We start from the raw sequence: 24,612 nt of genomic DNA, 5'->3' as shown, positions 1-24,612 counted from the left end.
TTCTCCCCGGGGACATTCATGTCAACCACTGAACCTGGCCGCGACGCGGCCGAGCCGCCCTACGGCGCCCCTGAGCCGGGCTTCCCCGAGGCGGCCGCCGCGCAGCCGGCCTCGTCAGCGCCGGCGAACGCACCGCAGTCCCTCGACCGCGGCCTGCTGCTCGTGGCCGCCTGCGTCGTGCTCGGCGCGATCATGTCCATTCTCGACGTCACGGTCGTCAACGTCGCACTGCCCACGCTGGTCAGCGACTTCGACACCAGCCTGGCGACGATCCAGTGGGTGGCCACCGGCTACACCCTGGCCCTGGCCACCGTGATCCCGCTGACCGCCTGGGGCGCCGAGCGTTTCGGCACCAAGCGGCTCTACATGACCTCGATCTTCCTGTTCGTGGTCGGCTCCGTGCTCTCCGGGTTCGCCTGGAACGACACGTCACTCATCGTCTTCCGCGTGCTTCAGGGTCTGGGCGGCGGCATGGTCATGCCCGCCGGTATGACGATCCTGACCCGCGCCGCCGGCCCGCAGCGTCTCGGCCGCGTCATGGCCGTCATGGGTGTGCCGATGCTGCTCGGCCCGATCCTGGGCCCGATCCTCGGCGGCTGGCTGGTCGAGAGCTTCAGCTGGCGCTGGATCTTCTTCATCAACGCCCCGATCGGCGCGCTGGCGCTGTTCATGTCGTTCCGCATCCTGCCGAAAGACGTTCCCACGCCGGGCCACAAGCTCGACTGGCTGGGTCTGGGCCTGCTCTCCCCCGGCCTCGCCCTGCTGATCTACGGCCTGGCCGAGTCCAGCGAGAAGAGCGGCTTCGGCCACGCGATCGTGCTGGTGCCGATGCTCGCCGGCGCGCTGCTGCTGGCCGCGTTCGTGGCGCACGCCCTGCGTGACCCCGAGAACGCCCTGATCGACCTGCGCCTGTTCACCAACAAGGTGTTCGCGGCCTCCTCGGTCACCATGATGCTGATGATCATCTCGGTCTTCGGCGGCATGCTGTTGCTCCCGCTCTACCTGGCCCAGGTGCGCGGCGAGACCCCGTTCGACACCGGTCTGCTGCTGGCCCCGCAGGGTATCGGCGCGATGATCGCGATGCCGATCGCCGGCACGCTGGTCGACCGCACCGGCGTCGGCCGGGTCGCCCCGTTCGGCCTGCTGGCCGTGGCCCTGTCGTTCGTCGGCCTCACCACGATCAGCGCCGACACCTCGTACTGGGTGCTCTCGGGCTTCCTGTTCCTGCAGGGCGTCGGCATGGGCTTCTCGATGATGCCGCTGATGACCGGGGCCATGCAGACCATGCGTCACGCCGTGGTCGCCAAGGCCAGCACCACGCTGAACATCATTCAGCAGACCGGTTCCTCGATCGGTACCGCGGTCATGGTCGTCATCCTCACCGGCGCCATCAACAGCCGGGTCAGCCCGGAGATGCTGGGCGCCGGCGCCCAGGTGCAGGCCGCGCCCGACCCGTCCCAGGTCGACCCGAGCGTGCTGGCCCTGGCCCAGCAGGGCCTGGCCAAGACGGCCGAGTCGTTCGGCCACACCTTCTGGTGGGCCACCGGCATGGTCGGGATCGCCTTCCTGGTCGCCGTCGTCCTGCTCCCCAAGAGCAAGCCGCAGATGAGCGAAGAAGACCAGGCCGAGATGCAGGCCCACATGATGATGGGCTGACCGGTCCTCGCTCAGCACCTCAGGCACGGCATCATGGTGCAGACACAGTGGTTTTCCCCCTGGGAGGTCCGGCGATGACGCTGGAACAGTCAGTGGGCGCACCGACGGGGATCCGGCGCCGGCCTCTGCGGGCCGACGCGGAACGCAACCGGCAACGGATCCTCACGGCTGCGGCCGAGGTCTTCGCCGAACGGGGCCTCGACGCCGGCATGGACGAGATCGCTCGTCGTGCCGGCGTCGGCACCGGTACCGTCTACCGTCGTTTCCCGGACAAGTCCTCGCTCATCGAGGCGCTGTTCGCGAGCCGGGTGGACGCACTGGTGGAGCTGGTCGAGCAGGCCCGGCACGCGCCCGACGCGTGGACGGGGCTGGTCACCCTCATCACCGGCTCGGTCGAGATGCAGCTCGCCGATCGCGGGCTGAAAGAGCTTCTCTACGGTGACGTCACGGTCGCCGCGTCGATGCAGACGCGTGTCGTGGAGAAACTGGCCCGGATCCAGCCGATGGTCGCCGAGATCCTCGGGCGGGCCCAGGCCGAGGGCACCGTGCGGCACGACGTCACGGTCACCGACCTGGCCGTCACCCAGTTCATGCTGCACGGCGTGGGCAAGTTCTCCGCACCCGACCAGTGGCGCCGGCAGTTGGCCCTGGTGCTCGCCGGGCTACGGCCCGACGCCCGGGCCCCGCTGCCCGGCGACCCGCTCACCGACCTCGAGCTGCTCGAGGCCTGTGCGCCGGACTGCGCCGGGCCACCACCGGTTCAGCTGGCCGTCGTGCCCGACTGACCCGACTGACCCGACTGATCAGCACGACCTCACGCGAGAGCTCCCCGACCAACCGCGGCCGGGGAGCTCTCGTGCGTCCATCGTTGGACCTCGGGCCGAAACCCTCAGGCCGGCAGGCGGAACGAGGAGATCACACCGTTGAGCTGCTGACGCAGCGAGGTGATCTGCGCGGCGCTGTCGGTACCCCGCTGCATGGACGAGGCGGTGGCGGCGGCGTTGCGCGCGGCCGTCGCGATCGAGTCGGCGATCTCGGTGGAACCACCCGCGGCCTCGTTCACACCCGCGTTGATGGCCTGCGTGGTCGCGCTCTGCTCCTCGACCGCCGAGGCGATCGTGGCCTGGTACTCGTTGATCCGGTTGATCACGGCGGCCACCGACTGGATCGCCTCACCGGCCTGCACCGCGTCGGTCTGGATCGTCTCCACCCGGGTCGAGATGTCCTCCGTGGCCCGGGCGGTCTCCTGCGCGAGCTGCTTCACCTCGTCCGCGACCACCGCGAACCCCTTACCCGCATCCCCCGCCCGAGCCGCCTCGATCGTCGCGTTCAACGCCAGCAGATTCGTCTGCTCCGCGATCGACGTGATCAGCTTGATCACATCACCGATCTCCCGCGACGACTCCCCCAGCTTGTTCATCGTGCCCGTCGTCGACTCCACGGCGTTCACCGCGGCCGTGGCCTCGCGGGCGGCATCGCCCGCGCTGCGGGCGATCTCGCCGATCGAGGCTCCCATCTGCTCCGACCCGGCCGCGACCGCCTGGATGTTCGCCGAGACCTCGTTGGCCGTCGCCGACACCTGGCCCATCTGCGTCGACGTCTGCTCGGAGGCCCCACCCACCTCGGTGAAGATCCCGGTCAGGGTGCCGGCCGAGTCGCCCAGGCGGTTGCTGGAGTCGGCCAGCAGACCGAACACCTGCACCAGACGCAGCCGCATGTCCTCCAGCGCCCGCGCCATCTGGGCCAGCTCGTCCTTGCCGTGCACCGGCACCGGGTGGACGAGATCGCCCTCGGCGACCCGGTTCACGGCGCCCTTGAGCTCGTCCACCGCGCTGCCGATCCGGCGTCCGTAGGCGAGCAGCAGACCACCGAGGAGCACGGCGGTGAACAGGCACAGCGCCAGGGTGACGATGCTGTTGGTGCGGCCGGTGCTGTCGATCCCGGCGGCGACGTCGTCCTGGTGGGCCTGCGCGGTGTCCATGGCCGTCTTCACCGCCTGGGTCGCGACGCCGATCTGCTCCTGGATCTGCTGTGCCTGCTCCTGCTGCTCGGCGGCGTTGCGCGGACTGGTGAGGCCCTCGAGGAAGGCGCTCAGGTTGGTGTAAGCCGTTCCGACACCCGCGATCTGCTGCTTCAGGTCGTCCGGCACGTCGAGCGACTGGCCGTGATCGACCAGGCCCTGCATCGTCGCGAAGTTCGCGGTGCGCTCCTTCGTCATGTCGGCGGCCAGCTGCGGGGCGAAGGCGATCATGGCGTTGTTCGAGACGATGCCCGTGCCGGTGTTCTGCATGTCCTTGATGTCGGCGAACGCCTGCACGGTGGCCTCGTAGCGGTCCTGCGCGGCGGCCTGGGCGCGATGGGAGTATGTCGCGGCCAGGGCGATGGCCCCGAGCGCGACCAGGGTGGCCACCACCAGCACGCGGAAGACGACGCGAATCGGCCAGGCCGAGAGTCGGGACATGAGCGGGGGAACTCCCATCGGGGTGGCCACGTTGACGTGACCCATCAGTAGACGGGATTTGATCGGGGATCCCCCGGTCCTGCTGAAGTTCCGGGCACGTAGTGTCACGAGGGCGTACCCGTTCGGGGGTACACAGGGGCCGAACGGGTACGAGCCGCGGCTACCGCGCTGTGATCTCCACCATCTCGGCTCGTTTCGGCAGGATCGCGTCGCCGCTGGAGACACCGCGCAGTCGCCGCCCGATCCACGGCACCAGGAACGTGCGGGCCCACTGCAGGTCGGAGGCCAGGTCCTCGACCCGGCCGCTCGCCATCCGCGACGGCAGCGACTCACGCCACCAGCCCACCGGCGCCGCCTCGTCCCTCACGCCGAGAGTCTCGAGCACCGCGCCGGCCACCCGGGCGTGTCCCTCGGGCGTGAGGTGCAGCCGGTCTTCGTGCCACAGGCGCCGATCGAGCAGGGCAGGCACGGCCACGTCGGCCAGCAGGCAGTCGTAGCGGTCGGCCGTGCGGCGGGCACAGGTGTTGAAGGCCGCGAACTTGCTGTGCAGACGGGCGGTTCCGCGGGCCTGCCGGTCGCCCGGGGCGTTGGGCGGGCCGACGGCCGTGAACAGCAGCACCTGCGCGCCACTCTCGCGCAGCTTCGCCACGGCCTGGTCGTAGGTGGCGAACAGGCGGGTCAGGTCGGTGTTGGGGCGCAGCGCGTCGTTGCCCCCGGCGTGGAAGGCGACCAGCGCGGGTTTCTGGGCCAGGGCGAGGGGCACCTGCTCGGCCACGACCTGGTCGAGCAGCCGCCCGCGGATGGCCAGATTGGCGTAGCGCACCCGGCCGTTGGCGGTGGCCAGGCCCTCGGCGACGCGGTCGGCCCAGCCGCGGTGGCGCCCGTCCGGGCCCAGCTCGTCGTGCAGGCCCTCGGTGAACGAGTCGCCGAGCGCGATGAAGCTGTCGAGGGTGGACGGGTCGACGGTGCCGGGCATGCGGTGGGCTCCTTGGCTGTGCTGGTTCATCCGTGAGACTTGTTCACCCTCGGGCACGTTCGTCCTCGGGCACGTTCATCCTCGGGCGTGTTCATCCTTGGGCCCGGGCGTGGGTCTCCAGGCGCGCCCGGCGCTCGGCCGGCGCCTGCCGTGGGCAGCTCAGGCACTTGCCCATCGGCACCCGGTAGAGCAGGCAGCACGAGACGCGGTGCACGTAGGCACGCCCGAGAACGTCAACGAAGCGGGGCGCGGGCATCCGACGCAGCACCAGCTCGGCGGCCAGGTGCGGCGCCCGGGACGCGAGCAGCCGGGTGGCCAGCGAATCGGCCGTCACCGCCCACAGCGACTGGGGCGTGGCCCGGCCGACCTCGGCCAGCGCCGTGATCACCGGGGCGAGCACCGACTCCAGATGAGCGCCGTACGCGGCGGCCCCCGGGGCCACGGACGGGCCGGGGACGACGCGATCCAGACCGCCGGGCCGTGTGACCATGCGCACATCGGCCGGGTCGAGAGACGCTCCGGAGCCGAGCAGGACGAGCTCGTGCACCGACTGACCGAGCAGGACCGCGCTCGCCGAGTACCACCAGAGGGTGGCGCCGAGGCGGGGGTCGTCACTGCCGTACGAGATGCCGGTGGTGAGCACCTGGCCGGACAGCCAGTCGTGGTCCAGGAGCAGGCTGCCGGGCAACAGGGCGACGGGTTCGGGCAGGCCGCCGGTGATGCCGACGGTCATGCCCGACTCCCCCATCGAGAGAACAACTGACCCCTCCCGGGTGACGAAGGTCACGGCCAGAAGCCAACGACCGTAGCGGTGCAGGTACCCGATGTTCTGGGCCCTGCACCGCGTACGTCACCCGTGGAGGTGAACAGTCAGAGGTGTAGCTGGTGGTGCTGGTACTGCTGGTGAAGCAGGTGGATCAGCGCGAGTAGTACTCGACGACGAGCTGCTCGTTGCAGGTCACCGGAACCTCTTCGCGCGCGGGCAGGCGAACCAGCCGGGCGTGGAGCTGCGGGAGCAGCACCTCGAGGTAGGGCGGCGTGGTGGCGAGCTGGTGCGCACCGGCGGCGGCCACCTGGAACGGCGTCTTGTTGCGGCTGCGGGGCGCGACCGCGATCACGTCTTCCGGCTTGACCTGGTACGACGGCTTGTCGACCAGGATGCCGTTGACGGTGATGTGGCGGTGCACGACGGCCTGACGGGCCTGGTAGATCGTGCGGGCGAAGCCGCTGCGCAGCACCAGGGCGTCGAGACGGGTCTCCAGGGAGACGACCAGCGCCTCACCGGTCTTGCTGGCGCCACGGTGAGCCTTCTCGAAGGCCCGGGCCAGCTGCGTCTCGCTGATGTTGTACTGGAAGCGAAGACGCTGCTTCTCGAGCAGACGCACCTTGTAGTCCGAGGTGGACTTGCGCGCGCGGCCGTGGTCGCCCGGCGGGTACGGACGCTGCTCGAAGTACTTCACGCACTTCGGCGTCAGGGGGATGCCGAGGGCGCGAGACAACTTCGCCTTGGGACGGGGGTTATTCACTGACTGATCTCCACGGTAGGTTAGGTAAGGCTTACCTATGTTGCTGGAGGCGCAAGTGGACACCCGCACGCACACCCCCACCCGCCCGTCACAGGCGGAAAGAGCTCGAACTGTTCTGGCCGCGGCCGCCTCGGTGTCGGTCCGGTGGGACGGCGGTCGCGTCGACCTTCTCGGGTGTCATCACGACGACCCGTTGGGCGACGTGATCCTAACGCTAGAAACGAGCAGCACGTTAGCTCGGGCTGCGCAAGCGGCCCGAGGAACCTCCGAAGAAGATATTCCAGTCACCGTCGAGCTTACCGAACTCTGCGCGGTCAGTGTGCGCGACCGGGTCCGGTCAAGGGTCTGCCTGGGTGGCTGGATGTCCCTGGTTCATCCGGTCAGGCCCGGCCGGGCGGCCTCGACCGGCTCCGTCAGCCTGCGTGTCGACGTCGCCGAGGTGATGCTCGAGGAGGACGGGCGCAACGAGTGGGTCACGGTCGAGGACTACCGCCGGGGCGAGCCCGACCCGCTGCACCTGGGCGCGGCCGAGCAGCTGCAGCACCTGGTCGCCCACCACCCCGACGCGATCGTCACCCTGTCGCGCCTGTGCGAGCCCGAGGAGCTGCTCGGCGTGGTCCGGATCCTGCCGATCGCCCTCGACCGCTACGGCATCGTGCTGCGCGTGGAGAAGCTGCGCGACCACACAGATGTGCGACTGCCCTTCCGTCGCCGAGTGGACTCGGGCACCGAGGCCGCGGCTGAGCTGCGGCATCTGCTGGCCGAGGGCAGCCGCCGCCGGCCGTGCGCCCGCTGATGCGAACGCGTCCGGGCCGGAGGTCTACGGTGTGCCGCACCGTGATCTTCAGCAGCGCCCCACTCGATCGTCGGGAGGCGAGATGTCCGAGCTGAACTCCCCGTTCGCCAGACTGCTCCAGGAGCAGGTCAGCCACGAGTTCACCGCGCAGCAGCAGTACGTGGCCCTCGCGGTGTGGTTCGACGCGCGTGACCTGCCCCAGCTGGCCGGGTTCTACTATCGGCAGGCCCTCGAGGAGCGCAACCACGCGATGATGATCGTGCAGTACCTGCTCGACCGGGACATCCCGCCGCGGATCCCGGGCATCAGCGAGGTGCGCAACGACTTCGGGTCCCCGACCGAGATGGTGGCGCTCGCCCTGGCCCAGGAGGAGCAGGTCACCGCTCAGATCGAGGCACTTTTCAAGGCCGCCCGCGACGAGGGGGACTTCCTCGGCGAGCAGTTCATCCTGTGGTTCCTCAAGGAGCAGGTGGAGGAGGTGGCCTCGATGAAGACGCTGCTGACCATCTGCGAGCGGGCCGGCTCCGACTACTTCAAGATCGAGGACTTCGTGGCCCGGGAGACCGGCTCGGAGGCCGAGGACCCCTCGGCCCCGTCCGCCGCCGGGGGCGCACTGTAACCACTGGGGCACCAATGGTTCTCAAGCGTCAAAAGCAGCACAGGTAAGCCGTAACAGCCGTGTTCCGGGCTGGACGGGTGGGGCGGGGCGTCTGTAATGCTGATGCCCCACCCCACCCGTGCCCCACCGGTGCCCGATCCGCACCCGACCGCGGCGCCGTGGCCCACCGAGCCCTTCGTGAGGATCCGCCCGATGACCGACCGTTCCGCCCTGACCCCGGCGAACGCCAAGGCCCCCGAACTCCCCTTCTCCGCCGGTGTGCGCGCCGGCAACACCGTGCAGGTGTCCGGCCAGGGCCCGACCGACCCCGAGACCGGCGCCTTCGTCTTCCAGGGCGACGTGAAGGCCCAGACCGTGCAGGTCCTGCAGAACGTCGAGTCGGTGCTGAAGGCCGGGGGCGCGGGCTTCGACGACGTGATCATGCTGCGCGTCTACCTGACCACCCGCGACCACTTCAGCGCGATGAACGAGGCCTACGCCGAGTACCTGACCGGGCGCTGCGAGAGCGGCGTGCTGCCCTCGCGCACCACCGTCATGGTCGGCCTGCCGCACCCGGACATGCTGGTCGAGATCGACGCCCTCGCCGTGGTCGCCTGAGCGGCCGGGCGTGTCGAGCGTGATGAACTGAGCGCATGCCGCTGCTCACCTCGCTGACCGACCCGGCCGCATCCGACGGGATCGCCCTCACGGTCGGCGAGGTGAGCCTCGGCCGCGAACAGCTCCGGGCCGCCGCGGGTGCTGTGGCCGACCGGGTGGCGGGTGCCCGGGCCGTGGCCGTCGAGGCCACCGCCGACGCCCGCACCGTCACCGCGATCGTCGGCTGCCTGCTCGCCGGGGTTCCCGTGGTGCCGGTGCCACCCGACAGCGGCGACACCGAGAGAGCGCACATCCTGCGCGATTCCGGGGCGGAACAGATCCTCCGGGCCGAGGACGTGGTGCTCACCGCCCGGGGCACCGGCACCCACGCCGTTCCCGCGGGCGACGCGACGGCCCTGGTGCTCTACACGAGCGGCACCACCGGTGCGCCGAAGGGCGTTCCGGTGACCCACGCGTCCATCATCGCCGGGCTCGACGCACTCGCCGACGCCTGGGACTGGACCCCCGCCGACACGCTCGTGCACGGCCTGCCGATCTTTCACGTGCACGGTCTGGTGCTGGGAGTGCTGGGGCCGCTGCGGCACGGCTCGCCCCTCGTGCACACGGTGCGCCCGAGGCCCGAGGCCTACGCGAAAGCCGTTGAGCAGGGCGGATCCCTGTTCTTCGGGGTGCCCACGGTCTGGTCGCGGATCACCGCGCAGCCCGACGCCGCCCGGGCCCTGGGCGCGGCGCGCCTGCTGGTCTCGGGCAGCGCCCCCCTGCCGGTGCCGGTGTTCGGGCGTCTCCAGGAGCTCAGCGGGCACCGCCCGGTGGAGCGCTACGGCATGACCGAGACCCTGATCACCGTGAGCACCCGCGCCGACGGCGAGCGCGTTCCCGGGCTGGTCGGGGTGCCGGTGAAGGGCGCGCGGACCCGGTTGACGGACGACACGGGCGCCTTCCTGCCTCACGACGGCGAGGCGGTGGGCGAGCTCCAGGTGCACGGCCCGACGGTGTTCTCCGGGTACCTGAACCGTCCCGACGCGAATGCCACGGCGTTCACGCCCGATGGCTGGTTCCGCACCGGTGACGTGGCGACCATCGACTCCGGCGGCCGTCACCGCATCGTCGGGAGGGCGTCCACCGATCTGATCAAGAGTGGTGGTTACCGCATCGGTGCCGGTGAGATCGAGGACGTTCTGCTCGCCCTGGCGGGTGTGCGCGAGGTCGCGGTGGTCGGGGTTCCCGACGACGACCTGGGCGAGCGCATCCGGGCTTTCGTGGTCGGCGACGGGGTGAGCGCGCAGCAGGTGATCGAGCACGTGGCCACCCGGCTGTCGGTGCACAAGCGGCCGCGCGACGTGGTGTTCGTGCCCGGGCTCCCCCGCAACGCCATGGGCAAGGTGGTCAAGCAGCAGCTGCGCTGACCCGGGCTCCGGCCGGGCCCGGGATATGCTCAGAGGATGTGAGAGACATTGCCATCTTCTCCGGGAGCGCCCACGTCGAGCTGGCGGAGGAGATCTGCCAGTACCTCTCCGTGCCACTGCTCCCCTCCCGCACCTCCCGTTTCGCGAACGACTGCCTAGAGGTGCAGTTGCAGGCCAACTGCCGCGAGCGTGACGTCTACCTGATCCAGCCGCTGGTGCCGCCGGTGCAGGAGAACCTGGTCGAGCTGCTCCTGCTGCTCGACGCCGCGCGCGGCGCCTCGGCCGCCCGCACCACGGTGGTGATGCCGCACTACGCCTACGCCCGGTCGGACAAGAAGGACGCGCCGCGCATCTCGATCGGTGGCCGTCTGGTGGCCGACCTGCTCAGCACCGCCGGCGCCAAGCGGGTACTGACGATGACCCTGCACTCGCCGCAGGTGCACGGGTTCTTCGACGTGCCGGTCGACCACCTGCACGCGCTGCGCGAGCTCGCGGCCCACTTCCAGAACAACGACCTCACGAACACCGTGGTGGTCTCCCCCGACCTGGGCAACGCCAAGGCCGCGACCGCGTTCGCGCGCATCCTCGGCGTGCCGGTGGCGGCGGGCGCCAAGCAGCGCTTCTCCGACGACAAGGTGGTGATCACCGACATCATCGGTGACGTGGCCGGGCGCGACGTGATCATTCTCGACGACGAGATCGCCAAGGGCAGCACCGTTTTCGAGCTCCTGACCCGGCTGCGCGAGCGCGGCGCGAAGCAGGTGCGGGTGGCCTGCACGCACGGCCTGTTCTCGTCGGGCGCCCTCGACCGGCTGCAGGCGGAGGACGACGTGCTCGAGGTGGTCTGCACGAACACGGTGCCGATCGGCAAGGAGAAGCGCGTGCCGAAGCTCGAGGTGCTCTCGATCGCCCCGGCGATGGCCGAGGCGATCCGGCGGATCCACAACGGGGAGTCGGTGTCGTCCCTGTTCCACTGAGGACTCAGTACCCCCGGAACACCCCGTCCTCGGGGTCGGCGACCTCCACGATCTCCTCCCAGCCGATGTTGGCGATCTCCAGGTTCACGTGCACCCCCCAGAGCTCGTCGGCGGTGACGCGGATGCTGCGGGGACTGCCGGGCTCGGGCTCGTAGTCCTCGCTCTCCCGGGGGATGGCGGCGTTGACCGTGAGCACGGGGTACCCCTCGCCGGTGATCGCCTCGGTGTCGGCGATGTAGACGGCGGGGATCCGTGCGAGGTCGGGGACGGCGTCGACGACCTCGTCGAGCGTGGCGCCGGCCCAGGCCGGGTCGTTCACCGGGTCGACCTCGGCGTCGTCGAACAGGGAGCCGGCGGCGAGTGCCCCGAGCAGCGCCTCCCAGGCGGCGTCGTCGGAGAAGTCGGTGCGCACCAGGAGGCAGTCCCGGTCGGGCAGCGGGGTCCGGCCGGGCGGGGTCACGGGCTCCGGCGTTCCCGACGGACGGGCGAGACCGGCGGGGACGAGCCCCCCGAGCAGATCGCCGCGCAGGTCGGCCGGCGCCAGGTCGGCCAGGTCGACCCCGTCGACCCCGGCGGCCTCGTCAACCTTGTCGGCCCCGTCGACCCCGTCGGCCCTGGCGGCCCTGGCGATCCCGTCGATCCCGTCGATCCCGGCGGCCCGGAAGAGGAACTCCAGACCGGCGAAAGCGGCTGCCCAGTCGACATTCCCGCGCAGGTGACCGACGCCGGTCTCGTTCGCGGCGCGCACCAGGCCGGGGTGGGTCAGGCCCTTGCGGATCTTGCGGTGTGCCTCGCGCAGGTGGGCCACGGTGTCCCCGTCGGCGTGCATCGAGAACTCGGTGGAGTAGCCGTGGCACGGGATCGTACGGCTCTCGCGCAGCACGGTGGTGCCGGGCGACAGCGGGTCGCCGGGCAGGTCGGGCGCCCCGGCCAGGAGCAGCGTGCCGTTCCTGATCGGCACGGCCGCCACCGGAACCACCCCGTCGTGCCGCCCGGCCTGGTGCTGCTGCCAGGTCGCACGGACGGGGGTGGCCACTCCCCAGCGGGTCAGGGCCTGTTCGGGGGTGACGTCCCTGACCACCGCGACCGTGTAGCCGTGATCGGGAGCCAGCGAGTCGAACCAGCGCTGCAGCCGGCTCTGGCGCGGACCGGTCGGCGTCCCCCCGGGCCGGTGATCGCCGCCCGCCGACCAGAGCACCTGCCCGGCCGCGTCGCGCAGTTCGACCCGGCCGGGCAGCACCCGCAGTTCCTCGGCCGGACCGCCGAACTCGTGCCGGGTGCCGGTGCCCGCCCGCAGGCGCAGGATGCCGTCGGTGCCGAGTTCCAGGGCGGTGCCGGGCTCTTCGACGGGGTGCCGCCAGCGCACGCCCCCCTCGTCCAGGAACAGGCAGACGCCGAAGTCGGTGTGGGCCAGCACGGTGTCACCGTCGTCCGAGACCAGCGACTGGTGACGCAGGCTCTGCCCCCGCGACAGCACCGACCCCAGGCCCGGCACCCCCTCGTAGGGCGGGAACGGGTCGAGGCCCGGCGCGGTGCCCGTGCTCCAGACCACGGCGCCGGTGGCGTCGGCCAGTTCCAGGTCGCCCGCGTCACTCAGGCGCAGCTCGACGGCGCCGCGCCCGGCCGTGCCCGCCCGCCAGCCGGGGTCGCGGTGGTGGTTCCAGACCACCAGGTCGCCGTCCAGCCCGAAGCTGAAGGTGCTCAGGCCGTGGACGTTGTCGTAGGGCACGGTCCAGAGCGTCTCGCCCGTGCCGTTGTCGTGCAGGGCGGTGCCGGCCCCGAGGGCGTTGTGGAACGTGAAGCGGCCCGAGGGTGAGGTGAGCGACGAGGCGTACAGGTACTCGCCCGGGCGCAGGACGTTCGGCATGGTCATGTCCGTACTCACGGTCGACCCGGTTCCGCCCGTTCAGGCCACCCAATTGGGTGAGCGCTCAACTTCCCCGCGACGAACGAGGAGCCGAAAGGTACGATGACGTACATGACGGAACCACGGTGGCTTGATCAGGACGAGCACCACACCTGGCGCTCGTACCTGGCGGCGACCAGGTTGCTCAGCGCCCAGCTCGACCGCGAACTGCAGCGTGACAGCGGCATCCCGCAGTCGTACTACGAGATCCTCGTGCGGCTGTCCGAATCGCCCGACCGGCGCCTGCGCATGAGCGACCTGGCCGAGGTCAGCGACTCCTCGCGCAGCCGGCTCTCGCACGCCGTGGCCCGGCTCGTGGCCAACGGCTGGGTCAGCCGCGAGAGCTGCCCCACCGACCGGCGGGGCGCGTTCGCCGTGCTCACCGACGAGGGTTTCGAGGCTCTCTCCACCGCCGCGCCGCTGCACGTGAGCAGCGTGCGCACGCACCTGTTCGACCGGCTGACCCGCGAGCAGATGCTCCAGCTCGGCCAGATCACCGACGTAATCGTGGCCGGGCTGCGCGACAGTTCCGACGAGATCGCTCAGGAGTGCACGGCCCGCCAGCACGAGTTCGCCCCGGAGTTCAGCGCCGAGCGCGGGCCCGTCCCCGAACAGGCGGCACCGCCCCAGGTGGCCTGAGCCGTCGGGCCCGTCCCCGAACAGGCGGCACCGCTCCAGGTGGCCTGAGCCCCCAGGCCCGACCACAACGTCCGTGCTTGGACGCTTTTCGACCCCGCCGCGCTCGTGGGTCCTGATCTGCCCGGTCAGCGCCGATCGTCCTCGGCACCGAAATACCAGCGAGTCGGGCAGATTCCGGCACTCTGACAGAGCGTTATCAATTATTGACACGCAGTAATGGACTGTGGTGCCTGCGGGACCTAGCGTGTCGGCCGTGACGACTGTCGTTCCGGGGCGCCCCCATGAGGATCCGCCCACCCATGCGGCCTCTTCGGACCTGGCCGTCATCGCGCCGCGGGAACCGGAGATCGCCCAGACGCTGTCCCGGCCGGCGACGATCCGCAGCATCCACCGGCCCGTGGTGGCCCTCGCCGACGGCACCTGCCTGGGCTACCAGGCCACGGTGCGCGTCGGTGACTGGGCCGCCCGCTCCGCCGCCCCCTACTTCGAGGCCGCCGCGCAGGCCGGGCTCTCCGGCCAGCTCGGCGCCCTCGCGCTGCAGGCCGCCCTGCGCGAACGCTCCGCGCTGCCGTCGGACAAGTTCCTCGCGGTCGAGATGGACGCCGACGCCCTGTGCCACCGTGACGTGCTGGGCGTGCTCAACCGCGCCGGCGAGATCAGTGACCTGGTGCTGAGTCTCATCACGCCGCACGTCACCCCCGGGCATCCGGCGATCGACGTGCTCTCCAGCCTGCGGGCGCGGGGGCTGCTGGTCGCGGCCGGGGTCGGCTCGGGCGGGCTCGACGACCTGCTGGCGCTGGAGCACCTGGTGCCCGACCTGATCCGGGTGCCCTCCGAGCTCGTGCGCGACGTGCACCAGCACGCGCTGCGACGCCGGCTGGTGGAGAACGTGGTGGACCTGGCCGAGGACCTCGGCGCGGCGGTGCTGGCCGAGGACGTCGAGAGCCTGGACGAGGCGTCGGTGCTGCGTGGCTGCGGCGTGCGGCTGGCCTCGGGCTGGTTGTTCGGACGCGCGCGGCCGGGTTTCGCGCCTCCGTCGCCGGAGGTCTGCGAGTGGCTGCGGGTCTGGAACACCCAGCCCGGTCTCATCCCGCGGCAGGGCGGCTCGCCGTCGGCCGAGTCGTTCGACCCGACGGTGCCGCTGGTGCCCGAGGTGACCGGGCGCTACATCGACCTGGACAGCTACCGCACCCCGCCGCGCGCGATCGACGACGACGGGCCGCGGCTGCTGTCCTGACCGGCACCCGACCCCGCTGATCCGGCCCGATCAGCGGATCTCACACCCGCAGTGCCCACATCGCCACGGCGGCCGCGGCCGCGACGTTGAGCGAGTCCACTCCCCCGGCCATCGGGATCATGACCGTGCGGTCGGCGTTCTCGACCGTGGCCCGGCTCAGCCCGTCGCCCTCGGTGCCGAGGATCAGCGCGACCTTCTCCGGGGCGCGGGCGGCGAACTCGTCGAGGCTCACCGCGTGGGGGCTCAGGGCCAGCGCCCCGACCTCGAAGCCGGCCTCCTGCAGCATCCCGATGCCCTCGGGCCAGGGGTCGACACGCGTCCACGGCACCTGGAACACCGTGCCCATCGACACCCGCACCGACCGGCGGTAGAACGGGTCGGCGCAGCGCGGGGTGACCAGCACGGCGTCGGCGCCGATGCCCGCGACCGACCGGAAGATCGCGCCCACGTTGGTATGGTCGACGATGTTCTCCAGAACCACCACGCGCCGGGCGTTCTCGAGCACCTGCCCGACCGGCGGCAGGGCCGGCCGGTGCATGGCGGCGATCGCCCCGCGGTGCACGTGGAAGCCGGTGATCAGCTCGATCAGCTCGATCGGCCCGGTGAACACCGGCGCCCCCGTCGCCTGCACGTCGGCGACCAGATCGTCGAGCGAGGAACGCCAGTTCTGCGCCAGCACCATCGAACGCGGACGGTGCCCGGCCCGCATCGCCCGGCGGATCACCTTCTCGCTCTCGGCCATGTAGAGACCGCCGGCCGGTTCGAGCCGGGTGCGCAGGACGACGTCGGTCAGGCTCACGTAGTCGGCGAGGCGGGGGTCGTCGGGAGTATCGAGGTGGATCAGGGTCACCGCAGGATTTTAGGGGGCCCGCGAACCCCGGTGCGCCTCCTGTTCCAGCACCGCCTCCAGGTCCTTCAGCCGCCCCATCCCCGCGTACGAGCGGCTCATCCGGTGGTTGTTCGCGAACTCGCCGCGGTTACGGTCGAGGAAGGCCCAGTACCCCGCGGTGAACGGGCAGGCGTCCTCCCCCAGGCGCTTCTTCGGGTCGTAACGGCAGCCGCCGCAGTGGTCGCTCATCCGGTTGATGTAGGCGCCACCCGCCGCGTAGGGCTTGGTCATCATGGCGCCGCCGTCGGCGTGCAGGGCCATGCCGACCACGTTGGGCACCATGACCCAGTCGTAGCCGTCGACGAAGTTCGTGTGGAACCAGTCGGTCATCGCGACCGGGTCGTACCCCCGCTGCAGGGCCCAGTTCCCGAGCACCATCAGCCGCGGGATGTGGTGCGCCCAGCCGTCTTCCCGCACCGAGGCCAGGGCGCTCGAGAGGCACTTGGCCTCCACCGTGCCGTCCGGGTCGAGATCCGCGAACCAGGCCGGGATCCGGCGCCGGGCCTTCAGCCGGTTGCGTCGACGGTAGTCGTCACCGAAGTGCCAGTAGACGTGCCAGACGTAGTCCCGCCAGCCGACCACCTGCCGGATGAAACCCTCCGTGCTCGCGAGACCGGCGTCCCCGTCCCGGTAGGCCTTCTCGGCCCGCCGCGCGACCTCGACCGGGTGCAGCAGACCCAGATTCAGCGGCACCGACAGCAGCGAGTGGGCCATCCAGCGGTCGCCGGTGAGGATCGCGTCCTCGTAGGGCCCGAAGTCCTCCAGCCGCGTCGTCACGAACGACTCCAGCGCCCGCAGCGCCTCGTCGCGGGTGACCGCGAACCGGCGCGGGCCGTCCTCGCCCGCGAACTCCACGCCCTGCGCCGCCCAGCGGTCCAGGTCGGCCCGGACCTCCTCGTCGATCTCGTCCTCCTCCGGCCACCAGGGCTCACGGACGCCGGTCGCCTCGGCCAGCGTCGTGGTCCGGGGAGGTGGCTCACGGTTGTCCTGGTCGTAGTTCCAGCGCCCGCCGACCGGTTCGCCGTCGCCCTCGAGCAGCAGCTGGTGGTGCTTGCGCACGTCGCGGTAGAAGTCCTCCATCACCAGCTTGCGGCCCTGGCGGCGCTGCGCCCACTGCGCGAACTGCTCCTCGCCGATCGCGTAGCCCCGTGAGGGCAGCACCTCGATGCCGTCGTGCTTCTCGATCAGGCGCCGGGCCGCGAAGGTGGTGGGGGCACAGACGCTGAGGTTCTTCGTCAGTGCCTCGCCGTAGGTCGCGACCTTGCGGTAGTGCGCGCGGTCACCCAGCTCGGCCGCGCGGTGGCGCATCGCCGACAGCACCAGGTGCGCCTTACGCCGGTGGAACCGCCGCCGCTCGAACACCCGGCGCGACTCGATGAGCAGCACCGGCTGGTCGTCGGAGTCGAGGAAGTGCGGGCCCAGCTGGTCGGCGAAGAGCCAACGGCGGCCCCGGGTAGCGGTCACGATCGGTAATCTGCCGCTCCCCCTCCGGATCGGCATCCCGAGAACCGTGCGTCCGGCCGGTCGACGGGCCGGTCGACGGGGCTGGTCGACGGGGCTGGTCGACGGGGCTGGTCGACGGGGCTGGTCGACGGGCCGGTGTCCCGGTGCACGCCCGGCCCCGCGGTCGGCAGCCGGCCCCTGACGGGCAGCCGGCCGCCGGTCAAGGCCCCCGGTCCGGGCGCCGATCTTCCCGGGGTGCCCCGGAACCCGCCCACCCCGACCCGGACGCTGGTGCCGGTGCCCCTGCTGCGCGCGGCCGGGCTCGCCGCCGTCCTGCTCGCCGCGGTCCTGTCCGGACCGGCGGCGAGCGCAGCCGCGGCGCCCCGGTCGTCCCCGCCGCGAGCGGGCGCGGCCGATGACGCGCAGGCCCGCGCGTCCCGGGCGCAGGAGCGCGTCGAGAAGCTCCTCGAGCAGTACGAGCAGGCCGAGAAGGCCGTGTCCACGCAGCTTTCGCGGGTGACGCGGGCGTTCGCGACGGCCGACGCGGCCGGGGACGACGCCGAGCGGTTCGCCCGGCTCGAGCTGGCCGCCGAGAAGCAGCGGCAGCGGGACATCCGCGCGGTGTACGCCTCGGGCGGCGCGGCCGGGCTGACCGCCACGTTGCTCGACGCCGACTCCCCCAGCGACGTGCTGTGGCGGCAGAGCACCAACACCCGGCTGATGAAGAACCTGCTCGACTCCGACCACGAGACCCTGAGCAGCGCCCGGCTGACCTCGAACCGGGCCGACGCCGCCGCGGCGCGCGCGGACGCGGCGGCGGCCGAGCAGGCCGCGGCGATGACCGAGCTGAAGACCGACGCGCAGCAGGCCGGGACCGCCCTGACGCGGGCCCGCGTCACGCTGGCCCGGCTGGACCGGACCGCCCGGAAGGCCCGCGCCGCGCAGCAGGCCCGCGAGCGCCTGGCCCAGGCGCAGAGCCGGGCGCAGGCCGATCGCCGCAGCGCTACGGGCACGGTCACGGCGCTGGGGATCCCCGCCGACTACCTGGCGGCCTACCGGTCGGCGGCGGGTACCTGCACCGGGCTGCGGTGGACGCTGCTCGCGGCGGTCGGTCAGGTGGAGAGCGGGCACGGGCGCAACGTCGGGCCGTCGTCGGCCGGGGCGCAGGGGCCGATGCAGTTCATGCCGGCCACGTTCGCGGCCTACGGCGTGGACGGTGACCTGGACGGGGTGACCGACGTGTGGGACCCGCAGGACGCGATCTTCTCGGCCGCGAACTACCTGTGCGCGTCGGGCATCCGGGACGGGAAGGGCGACCGGACCGCGCTGTTCGCGTACAACCGGGCCGACTGGTACGTCGACCTGGTGCTGACGACCGAGCGGGCGATCATCGCCCGCCCGGCCTGAAACAGCTACTGCTGCGGCGGAGTACCGAAGTCGTCCCGCTGCTGGATCGGCTGCGTGTACCCGGCCGGGCCGGCACCCGAGACCTTGCGGGCGTCGGCGTCGGCCTCGGCGGAGGCCCCGGCGGCCTCCCGACGGGCCCGCTCCAGCGCCTCGTTCGGGTCTTCGAGCTGGGTGTCGGCGAACGGGTTGTCCACCACGTCGGAGCTGGGCCGCGCAGCCGCCGCCGGCGGGGACACGGCGGTGTCGCCCCCGAGCGCACTGGTGATGCTGCCCAGGGCCGCGGTGAGCTCGGTCGGCACGATCCACATCTTGCTGGCCGTGCCGTTCGCGATCTGCGGCAGCATCTGCAGGTACTGGTAGGCCAGCAGCTTGGGGTCGGCGTCGCCGCGGTGGATGGCGTCGAACACCTGGGTGATGGCGCGGGACTCACCCTGGGCCTTGAGCACCGCGGCCTGGGCCTGGCCCTCGGCCCGCAGGATGGCGGACTGCTTGTCACCCTCGGCCGTGAGGATCTGCGACTGCTTGACGCCCTCGGCGTTCAGGATGGCCGCGCGCCGGTCACGCTCGGCGCGCATCTGCTTCTCCATCGAGTCCTGCACCGAGGCCGGCGGGTCGATCGCCTTGAGCTCGACCCGGTTCACCCGGATGCCCCAGCGGCCGGTGGCCTCGTCGAGCACCCCCCGCAGCTGACCGTTGATCTGGTCGCGGCTGGTCAGGGTCTGCTCCAGGTCGAGCGAGCCGATCACGTTGCGGAGCGTGGTGACGGTGAGCTGCTCGATGCCCTGGATGTAGTTGTAGATCTCGTAGACCGCGGCCTTGGGGTCGGTCGGCTGGAAGTAGATCACCGTGTCGATGTTCACGACCAGGTTGTCGGACGTGATCACCGGCTGCGGCGGGAACGAGACGACCTGCTCGCGCAGGTCGACCACGGCGCGCGGACGGTCGACGAACGGAACCAGGAAGTGCAGGCCGGGTTCCAGGGTGCGGGAGTAGCGCCCGAGCCGCTCGACGATGACCGAGGTGGCCTGGGGGACGATGCGGATCGCCTTCGCGATCGTGGTGCCGACCAGGATCACCACCAGTGCCAGTACGACGAGGAGCACGACATCACCTGGTTCCATGACTACTGCCTTCCTTCGGGGATCTCGGGGAGCTGGGTCGTCGGGGCCACCACGGCGGTGGCGCCGTCGATCTTGATCACGTGCACCGGGCTGTCGACCTCGAGCGTGAGGGCACCGGGCTCGACGCGCGCGCTCCAGACCTCGCCGGACAGTTTCACGAGACCACTGGTCTCGGTGACCGGCTCGACGACGCGGGCCTGGTGGCCCACCAGCGCGGCGGTACCCGTGATCGTGCGGTCGCCCTTCTGCGTCCACGCCCTGAGCGGCGGGCGGGCGACGAAGAGCAGCACACCGGAGGCGGCCGCGAACGCGATCACCTGCACGGCGAGCGGGGCGCCCACGGCATCGGCGGCGGAGGCGGCGAGCGCCCCACCGGCGAGCATGAGGAAGAAGAAGTCGAGCGACGTGATCTCGATCAGGCCGAACACCACGGCCACACCGATCCAGATCAGCCAGGCGTGGTCACCCCAGTTGTCCACCGCGTCCTCCTTAAACTGTGGAGGGCGCCCCCTCCATCACTCCTGACGCAGCACCGCAGTCCAGCGTTGCGCGGTTCGCCGCACATTCAGAGGAACGTCGAAGGCGGCTGTCAGGTTCTCGTCCGTCAGGGTCTCGTCGATCGGGCCCGCGGTGACGACCTTCCCGGCCTTCAGCATCAGCACGTGCGTGAAGCCGGGCGGGATCTCCTCGACGTGGTGGGTGACGAGCACCAGCACCGGGGACTTCTTGTCACCGGCGAGCTCGGCCAGGTCGCGCACCAGGGTCTCGCGGCTGCCCAGGTCGAGGCCGGCGGCCGGCTCGTCGAGCAGGACCAGCTCGGGGTCGGTCATCAGGGAGCGGGCCAGCTGCACCCGCTTGCGCTCGCCCTCGCTGAGCGTGCCGAACGTGCGGTCGGCCAGGTGCTCCACGCCGAAGGCGGCGAGCAGGTCACCGGCCCGGCCGTGGTCGAGCTTGTCGTAGTCCTCGCGCCAGCGGCCGGAGATCGCGTAGGCCGCGGTGAGCACCACGTCGCGCACCAGCTCCTCGGCCGGAATGCGCTCGGCCAGAGCCGCACTCGACAGGCCGATCCGCGGGCGCAGCTCGAAGACGTCGGTGCCGCCGAGGGTCTCGCCGAGGATCGAGGCCTGCCCCTTGGTGGGATGCATCCGGGCCGCGGCGACCTGCAGCAGGGTGGTCTTGCCGGCGCCGTTGGGGCCGAGCACCACCCAGCGCTCGCCCTCGGCGACCTCCCAGCTCACGTCGTCCAGGAGAGCGTTACCGCCACGCATGATCGTGACGCCGTCCAGGTCAAGCACGTCGGCCATAACAGGACCCTATGGCACCCGGGACCCGCTCCGCCGCCGGGTCCGGCGGATGCGGACCGTGATCACATCGGCCGGTGCGCAGTCCGGGCGGGACACCGCGACCGGGCCGGCTCCTCCAGCTGACGGATTAGGCTGTTGCGATGCTTCTCCTGCCCAGGTCCGCCCGGTTCGCCGCGTGGGGCACAGCCGTGCTCGCCGACGGTGTGGACCCGGCCGAGGCGGTCGCCGCCGTCACCCGTGACGACGAGCCGCACCAGGTCACAGCCGACTTCGAGGTCTCTGCCACGCTCGGCCTGCCGCCCGAGGGAGGTCTGCTCGAGCTGCTCACCAGCCTCCTGCGACACGGCACCCCGTCGCTTCAGGTGGCTCTGCCCGCTCCCGGTGACGTGCTCGGCCTGCCCGGCCCGCCCGCCTTCAACGAGGCCGCGATGGAGGCCGGGGAGTGCGTGCTGGCCGACGGCCACGCCGGTCCGGCGATCGGGATCGTGGCCGAGATCACCGAGTTCGGGTCGGTCTACGAGCCCGGGGCGATGGTCGCGTGGAGCGCCCGTTCGGTCGGCCGGCGCCGGGTCACCGACATCGGCAGCGTCGCGGACGCCGACCGGGAGCTGCGCTCGGCGCTGACCGAGGCGGTCGAGGAGCTGGGCCGTCTCGACGTGGCCCGCTGGCGCGACGACGCGGCGGTGCGGGTCGCGGCCATCCGCGACGGCGGTCTGGAGCGCGGCATGATCCCGCCGACCACGCCGAAACGGGTGGTGCAGGTGCTGTCCCGGGCCGCGCGGGTGCGGGCGATCGTGGAGCTCGCCAGTGAGGACGACGGCGCCGCCGTCACCCAGCACGAGGCCCAGCGCCGCACCGAGGCGCTGCGGCGGCTCGACGGGGTGTCCCGGCGCGCGATGGTCGCCGCCGTGAACGGCATGAAAGAGCCCGCCGACGACTGAGTCCGGCTTGAGGACGACGCGGTCGTCCACACCTCTCCGGTCACCGGCCGCCGAGGTGAGGTCCGCCAGGACGCCGGTCGCGTCGTCCCTCGTCGCGAGACCCGGCCGCCGCCCGAGGCGACCCGGGCCGACCCGGGGCGACCACGTCGTCCCCCGTCAGCCACGGGCCGGCCGCCGCCCGGGAAGATCGGGCGACCGCGTCGTTCCTCAGCGGCTCAGAGCACCGAGCGGTAGACCTCGATCGTGGTGTCGGCGATCGCACCCCAGGAGAAGTGCTCCTCGGCACGCTGCCGGCCGGCGCGGCCCCACGCGCGGGCGCGGGCGGGGTCGGAGCAGACGTCGGTGAGCACCGCGGCCAGGTCGGCCACGAACCGCTCCGGATCCAGCGGGGTTCCGGTGCCGTCGTCGACCTGCTCGATCGGCACCAGGCGGCCCGTGACCCCGTCGGCCACGACCTCCGGGATACCGCCGGTGGCGGTGCCGACCACGGCCGCCTCGCAGGCCATCGCCTCGAGGTTGACGATGCCCAGCGGCTCGTAGACCGACGGGCAGACGAACGTGGTGGCCGCCGACAGCACGGTGCACAGCTCGTCGCGGGGCAGCATGCGCTGGATCCAGACCACGCCGTCACGCGTCTTCTGCAGCTCGGCGACCAGCCCGGAGACCTCGGCCATGATCTCCGGGGTGTCGGGAGCGCCCGCGCACAGCACCAGCTGGACCTCGGGCGGCAGCAGCGCGGCGGCGCGCAGCAGGTACGGAAGGCCCTTCTGGCGCGTGATCCTGCCCACGAAAACCACACTCGGGCGCTCCGGGTCGATGCCCAGCGACCGGACCGTGGACTCGTCGTCGATGCGCCGCCAGCCGGACAGGTCGATGCCGTTGTGCACGACCTTGACCTTCGCCGGGTCGACCGACGGATAGCTGCGCAGGATGTCGTCCCGCATGCCGGCGCTCACCGCGATGACGGCGGCCGCGGCCTCGTAGGCGGTCTTCTCGGCCCACGAGCTCAGCGCGTACCCACCGCCGAGCTGCTCGGCCTTCCACGGCCTCAGCGGCTCCAGACTGTGCGCCGTGAGCACGTGGGGCACCCCGTGCAGCAGCGACGCGAGGTGCCCGGCGAGGTTCGCGTACCAGGTGTGCGAGTGCACCACGTCGGCCCCGGCGCAGTCGGCCGCGATGCCGAGGTCGACACCGAAGGTGCGCAGGGCGGCGTTGGCGTCCTTGAGGGTCGAGGGCTCGGCGTAGGCCGTGACCGACCGCTCGTCGCGGGGTTCGCCGAAGGTGCGTACCTCGACGTCGATCTGGCGGCGGAGCACCTCCACGAGATTCTGCACGTGAACACCCGCCCCTCCATAGACATCCGGCGGGTATTCACGGGTGAGAACGTCGACGCGCATGAGGACCACCGTAGTGCGACCGGAGGCCGACGCCATACAGTCAGCACATGGCGAATCCGAGGGTTCTGGCGATCGTTCTGGCCGGTGGGGAAGGCAAGCGGTTGATGCCACTGACGGTGGACCGGGCCAAACCCGCCGTGCCCTTCGGAGGCGTCTACCGCCTCGTCGATTTCGCGCTCAGCAATCTGGTCAACTCCGGCTACCTGCGCATCGTGGTGCTGACCCAGTACAAGAGTCATTCGCTCGACCGTCACATCGCCCAGGCCTGGCGGATGTCGACGCAGCTCGGCAACTACATCGCGCCGGTGCCGGCCCAGCAGCGCGTGGGCAAGCGGTGGTACCTCGGCAGTGCGGACGCCATCTTCCAGAGCCTCAACCTGGTCAACGACGAGAAGCCCGACATCGTCGTGGTGGTCGGCGCCGACCACGTCTACCGCATGGACTTCGCCGCCATGGTCCAGCAGCACATCGAGTCGGGCGCGGGCTGCACGGTCGCGGGCATCCGCACGCCGATCGAGGAGGCCAACCAGTTCGGCGTGATCAAGACCTACGACGAAGACCCGCGCCGCATCGAGGCCTTCCTGGAGAAGCCCACGAACCCGGTCGGCCTGCCCGACTCCCCGGGTGAGGTGCTGGCGTCGATGGGCAACTACGTGTTCGACGCCAAGGCCCTGATCGAGGCCGTCACCAGCGACTCCGACGACCCGGGCTCGCGCCACGACATGGGCGGCGACATCGTGCCGTACTTCGTCGGCCGGGGTGAGGCCGCGGTCTACGACTACAAGGAGAACGACGTCCGCGGTTCCACCGACCGCGACCGTCACTACTGGCGCGACGTCGGCACCATCGACGCCTACTTCGAGGCGCAGATGGACCTGGTGTCGGTGCACCCGGTGTTCAACCTCTACAACTACGACTGGCCGCTCTACACCCACCAGGGCCCGTGGCCGCCGGCCAAGTTCGTGCACGGCTGGCAGGGGCGCATCGGGCACGCGGTGAACTCGATCGTCTCCCCCGGCACCGTGGTCTCGGGCGCGTTCGTGGAGAGCTCGGTGCTCTCGCCGAACGTGAACGTGCGCTCGTGGTCGACGGTCAGCGAGAGCGTGCTGATGGACGGCGTGGACATCGGCCGGCACGCGGTGGTGCGCCGGGCGATCCTCGACAAGAACGTGGTGGTGCCCGAGGGCGCCCGCATCGGGATGGACCCGGACGCCGACCGCGAGCGCGGTTTCGTGGTCACCGAGTCGGGCATCACGGTGATCGGGAAGGGCCAGCGCGTCACGGTCTGATCTTCGGGGTCACAGCGGACGGTCA

The 24,612-nt window shown here is 71.4% G+C and carries 23 protein-coding genes; 12 read left to right on the top strand and 11 right to left on the bottom strand.

What is annotated here, in order from left to right; translation table 11 throughout:
* The first annotated feature begins 18 nt into the window (after positions 1 to 18).
* Both J2S57_RS21905 and J2S57_RS21900 read left to right on the top strand, forming a co-directional pair.
* Positions 19 to 1,656 (top strand): DHA2 family efflux MFS transporter permease subunit, encoded by a 1,638-nt coding sequence (locus J2S57_RS21905; RefSeq protein WP_307245984.1) that lies wholly within the window; start codon positions 19 to 21, stop codon positions 1,654 to 1,656.
* Between the two features lie 74 nt (positions 1,657 to 1,730).
* Positions 1,731 to 2,441 (top strand): TetR/AcrR family transcriptional regulator, encoded by a 711-nt coding sequence (locus J2S57_RS21900; protein ID WP_307245982.1) that lies wholly within the window; start codon positions 1,731 to 1,733, stop codon positions 2,439 to 2,441.
* A gap of 104 nt (positions 2,442 to 2,545) precedes the next feature.
* Here the strand turns inward: J2S57_RS21900 and J2S57_RS21895 are convergent, their stop codons facing one another.
* From J2S57_RS21895 to rpsD, 4 genes are all read right to left on the bottom strand, one after another.
* Positions 2,546 to 4,162 carry a methyl-accepting chemotaxis protein gene (locus tag J2S57_RS21895; protein ID WP_307245980.1) on the bottom strand — a complete coding sequence of 539 codons (1,617 nt, stop codon included), beginning with the start codon at positions 4,160 to 4,162 and terminating at the stop codon, positions 2,546 to 2,548.
* Between the two features lie 115 nt (positions 4,163 to 4,277).
* Positions 4,278 to 5,093 carry an SGNH/GDSL hydrolase family protein gene (locus J2S57_RS21890; RefSeq protein WP_307245978.1) on the bottom strand — a complete coding sequence of 272 codons (816 nt, stop codon included), beginning with the start codon at positions 5,091 to 5,093 and terminating at the stop codon, positions 4,278 to 4,280.
* 91 nt (positions 5,094 to 5,184) lie between these two features.
* The gene (locus tag J2S57_RS21885) at positions 5,185 to 5,826 is read right to left on the bottom strand and encodes a (2Fe-2S)-binding protein (RefSeq protein ID WP_307245976.1); all 642 of its coding nucleotides are present in this window, start codon (positions 5,824 to 5,826) and stop codon (positions 5,185 to 5,187) included.
* Positions 5,827 to 6,010: 184 nt separating this feature from the next.
* On the bottom strand, positions 6,011 to 6,619 hold the full coding sequence (gene rpsD, locus J2S57_RS21880) for a 30S ribosomal protein S4 (protein WP_307245974.1): 609 nt from the start codon (positions 6,617 to 6,619) through the stop codon (positions 6,011 to 6,013).
* A gap of 361 nt (positions 6,620 to 6,980) precedes the next feature.
* On the opposite strand from rpsD, the gene J2S57_RS21875 reads away from it, so the two are divergent.
* The 5 genes from J2S57_RS21875 (at position 6,981) to J2S57_RS21855 (ending at position 11,014) form a co-directional block, all read left to right on the top strand.
* Positions 6,981 to 7,415: a DUF2470 domain-containing protein gene (locus J2S57_RS21875; RefSeq protein WP_307245972.1), complete on the top strand. Its 435-nt coding sequence runs from the start codon at positions 6,981 to 6,983 to the stop codon at positions 7,413 to 7,415.
* A gap of 82 nt (positions 7,416 to 7,497) precedes the next feature.
* Positions 7,498 to 8,034 (top strand): ferritin, encoded by a 537-nt coding sequence (locus tag J2S57_RS21870; RefSeq protein ID WP_307245970.1) that lies wholly within the window; start codon positions 7,498 to 7,500, stop codon positions 8,032 to 8,034.
* Positions 8,035 to 8,226: 192 nt separating this feature from the next.
* The gene (locus J2S57_RS21865) at positions 8,227 to 8,631 is read left to right on the top strand and encodes a RidA family protein (RefSeq protein ID WP_307245968.1); all 405 of its coding nucleotides are present in this window, start codon (positions 8,227 to 8,229) and stop codon (positions 8,629 to 8,631) included.
* 35 nt (positions 8,632 to 8,666) lie between these two features.
* On the top strand, positions 8,667 to 10,037 hold the full coding sequence (locus J2S57_RS21860) for an acyl-CoA synthetase (RefSeq protein ID WP_307245966.1): 1,371 nt from the start codon (positions 8,667 to 8,669) through the stop codon (positions 10,035 to 10,037).
* Positions 10,038 to 10,075: 38 nt separating this feature from the next.
* On the top strand, positions 10,076 to 11,014 hold the full coding sequence (locus J2S57_RS21855) for a ribose-phosphate diphosphokinase (RefSeq protein ID WP_307245963.1): 939 nt from the start codon (positions 10,076 to 10,078) through the stop codon (positions 11,012 to 11,014).
* A gap of 4 nt (positions 11,015 to 11,018) precedes the next feature.
* On the opposite strand, the gene J2S57_RS21850 is transcribed toward J2S57_RS21855, so the two are convergent.
* On the bottom strand, positions 11,019 to 12,899 hold the full coding sequence (locus J2S57_RS21850) for a DUF6924 domain-containing protein (protein WP_307245961.1): 1,881 nt from the start codon (positions 12,897 to 12,899) through the stop codon (positions 11,019 to 11,021).
* A 93-nt stretch (positions 12,900 to 12,992) separates the two neighbouring features.
* Between J2S57_RS21850 and J2S57_RS21845 the strand changes: the two genes are divergently transcribed.
* Both J2S57_RS21845 and J2S57_RS21840 read left to right on the top strand, forming a co-directional pair.
* On the top strand, positions 12,993 to 13,559 hold the full coding sequence (locus J2S57_RS21845) for a MarR family winged helix-turn-helix transcriptional regulator (protein WP_307245959.1): 567 nt from the start codon (positions 12,993 to 12,995) through the stop codon (positions 13,557 to 13,559).
* 253 nt (positions 13,560 to 13,812) lie between these two features.
* Positions 13,813 to 14,796 carry an EAL domain-containing protein gene (locus J2S57_RS21840; RefSeq protein ID WP_307245957.1) on the top strand — a complete coding sequence of 328 codons (984 nt, stop codon included), beginning with the start codon at positions 13,813 to 13,815 and terminating at the stop codon, positions 14,794 to 14,796.
* 40 nt (positions 14,797 to 14,836) lie between these two features.
* Here the strand turns inward: J2S57_RS21840 and J2S57_RS21835 are convergent, their stop codons facing one another.
* Entirely contained in the window at positions 14,837 to 15,646 is an 810-nt protein-coding gene (locus J2S57_RS21835; protein ID WP_307245955.1) for a TrmH family RNA methyltransferase, read from the bottom strand.
* Positions 15,647 to 15,655: 9 nt separating this feature from the next.
* The gene (locus J2S57_RS21830; protein ID WP_370882499.1) at positions 15,656 to 17,185 is read right to left on the bottom strand and encodes a cryptochrome/photolyase family protein; all 1,530 of its coding nucleotides are present in this window, start codon (positions 17,183 to 17,185) and stop codon (positions 15,656 to 15,658) included.
* A 198-nt stretch (positions 17,186 to 17,383) separates the two neighbouring features.
* Between J2S57_RS21830 and J2S57_RS21825 the strand changes: the two genes are divergently transcribed.
* Entirely contained in the window at positions 17,384 to 18,535 is a 1,152-nt protein-coding gene (locus J2S57_RS21825) for a lytic transglycosylase domain-containing protein (RefSeq protein WP_307245951.1), read from the top strand.
* Positions 18,536 to 18,540: 5 nt separating this feature from the next.
* Here the strand turns inward: J2S57_RS21825 and J2S57_RS21820 are convergent, their stop codons facing one another.
* From J2S57_RS21820 to J2S57_RS21810, 3 genes are read right to left on the bottom strand one after another with little or no spacing between them, the layout of a single operon-like run.
* The gene (locus J2S57_RS21820; RefSeq protein ID WP_370882498.1) at positions 18,541 to 19,656 is read right to left on the bottom strand and encodes an SPFH domain-containing protein; all 1,116 of its coding nucleotides are present in this window, start codon (positions 19,654 to 19,656) and stop codon (positions 18,541 to 18,543) included.
* Positions 19,657 to 19,658: 2 nt separating this feature from the next.
* Entirely contained in the window at positions 19,659 to 20,135 is a 477-nt protein-coding gene (locus tag J2S57_RS21815) for an NfeD family protein (protein ID WP_307245947.1), read from the bottom strand.
* 36 nt (positions 20,136 to 20,171) lie between these two features.
* Positions 20,172 to 20,960 (bottom strand): ABC transporter ATP-binding protein, encoded by a 789-nt coding sequence (locus J2S57_RS21810; RefSeq protein WP_307245945.1) that lies wholly within the window; start codon positions 20,958 to 20,960, stop codon positions 20,172 to 20,174.
* 140 nt (positions 20,961 to 21,100) lie between these two features.
* Between J2S57_RS21810 and J2S57_RS21805 the strand changes: the two genes are divergently transcribed.
* Positions 21,101 to 21,901: an Rv1486c family protein gene (locus J2S57_RS21805; protein ID WP_307245943.1), complete on the top strand. Its 801-nt coding sequence runs from the start codon at positions 21,101 to 21,103 to the stop codon at positions 21,899 to 21,901.
* A 215-nt stretch (positions 21,902 to 22,116) separates the two neighbouring features.
* On the opposite strand, the gene glgA is transcribed toward J2S57_RS21805, so the two are convergent.
* The gene (glgA, locus tag J2S57_RS21800; protein ID WP_307245941.1) at positions 22,117 to 23,298 is read right to left on the bottom strand and encodes a glycogen synthase; all 1,182 of its coding nucleotides are present in this window, start codon (positions 23,296 to 23,298) and stop codon (positions 22,117 to 22,119) included.
* Between the two features lie 47 nt (positions 23,299 to 23,345).
* Here glgA and glgC point away from each other — a divergent pair, with 47 nt between their 5' ends.
* Entirely contained in the window at positions 23,346 to 24,587 is a 1,242-nt protein-coding gene (gene glgC / locus J2S57_RS21795; RefSeq protein ID WP_307245939.1) for a glucose-1-phosphate adenylyltransferase, read from the top strand.
* Positions 24,588 to 24,612: the final 25 nt, after the last annotated feature.

The organism is Kineosporia succinea (genome assembly GCF_030811555.1).
GTDB classification, from domain to species: domain Bacteria; phylum Actinomycetota; class Actinomycetes; order Actinomycetales; family Kineosporiaceae; genus Kineosporia; species Kineosporia succinea.
This window is presented reverse-complemented; position numbering and strand designations above follow the sequence as displayed.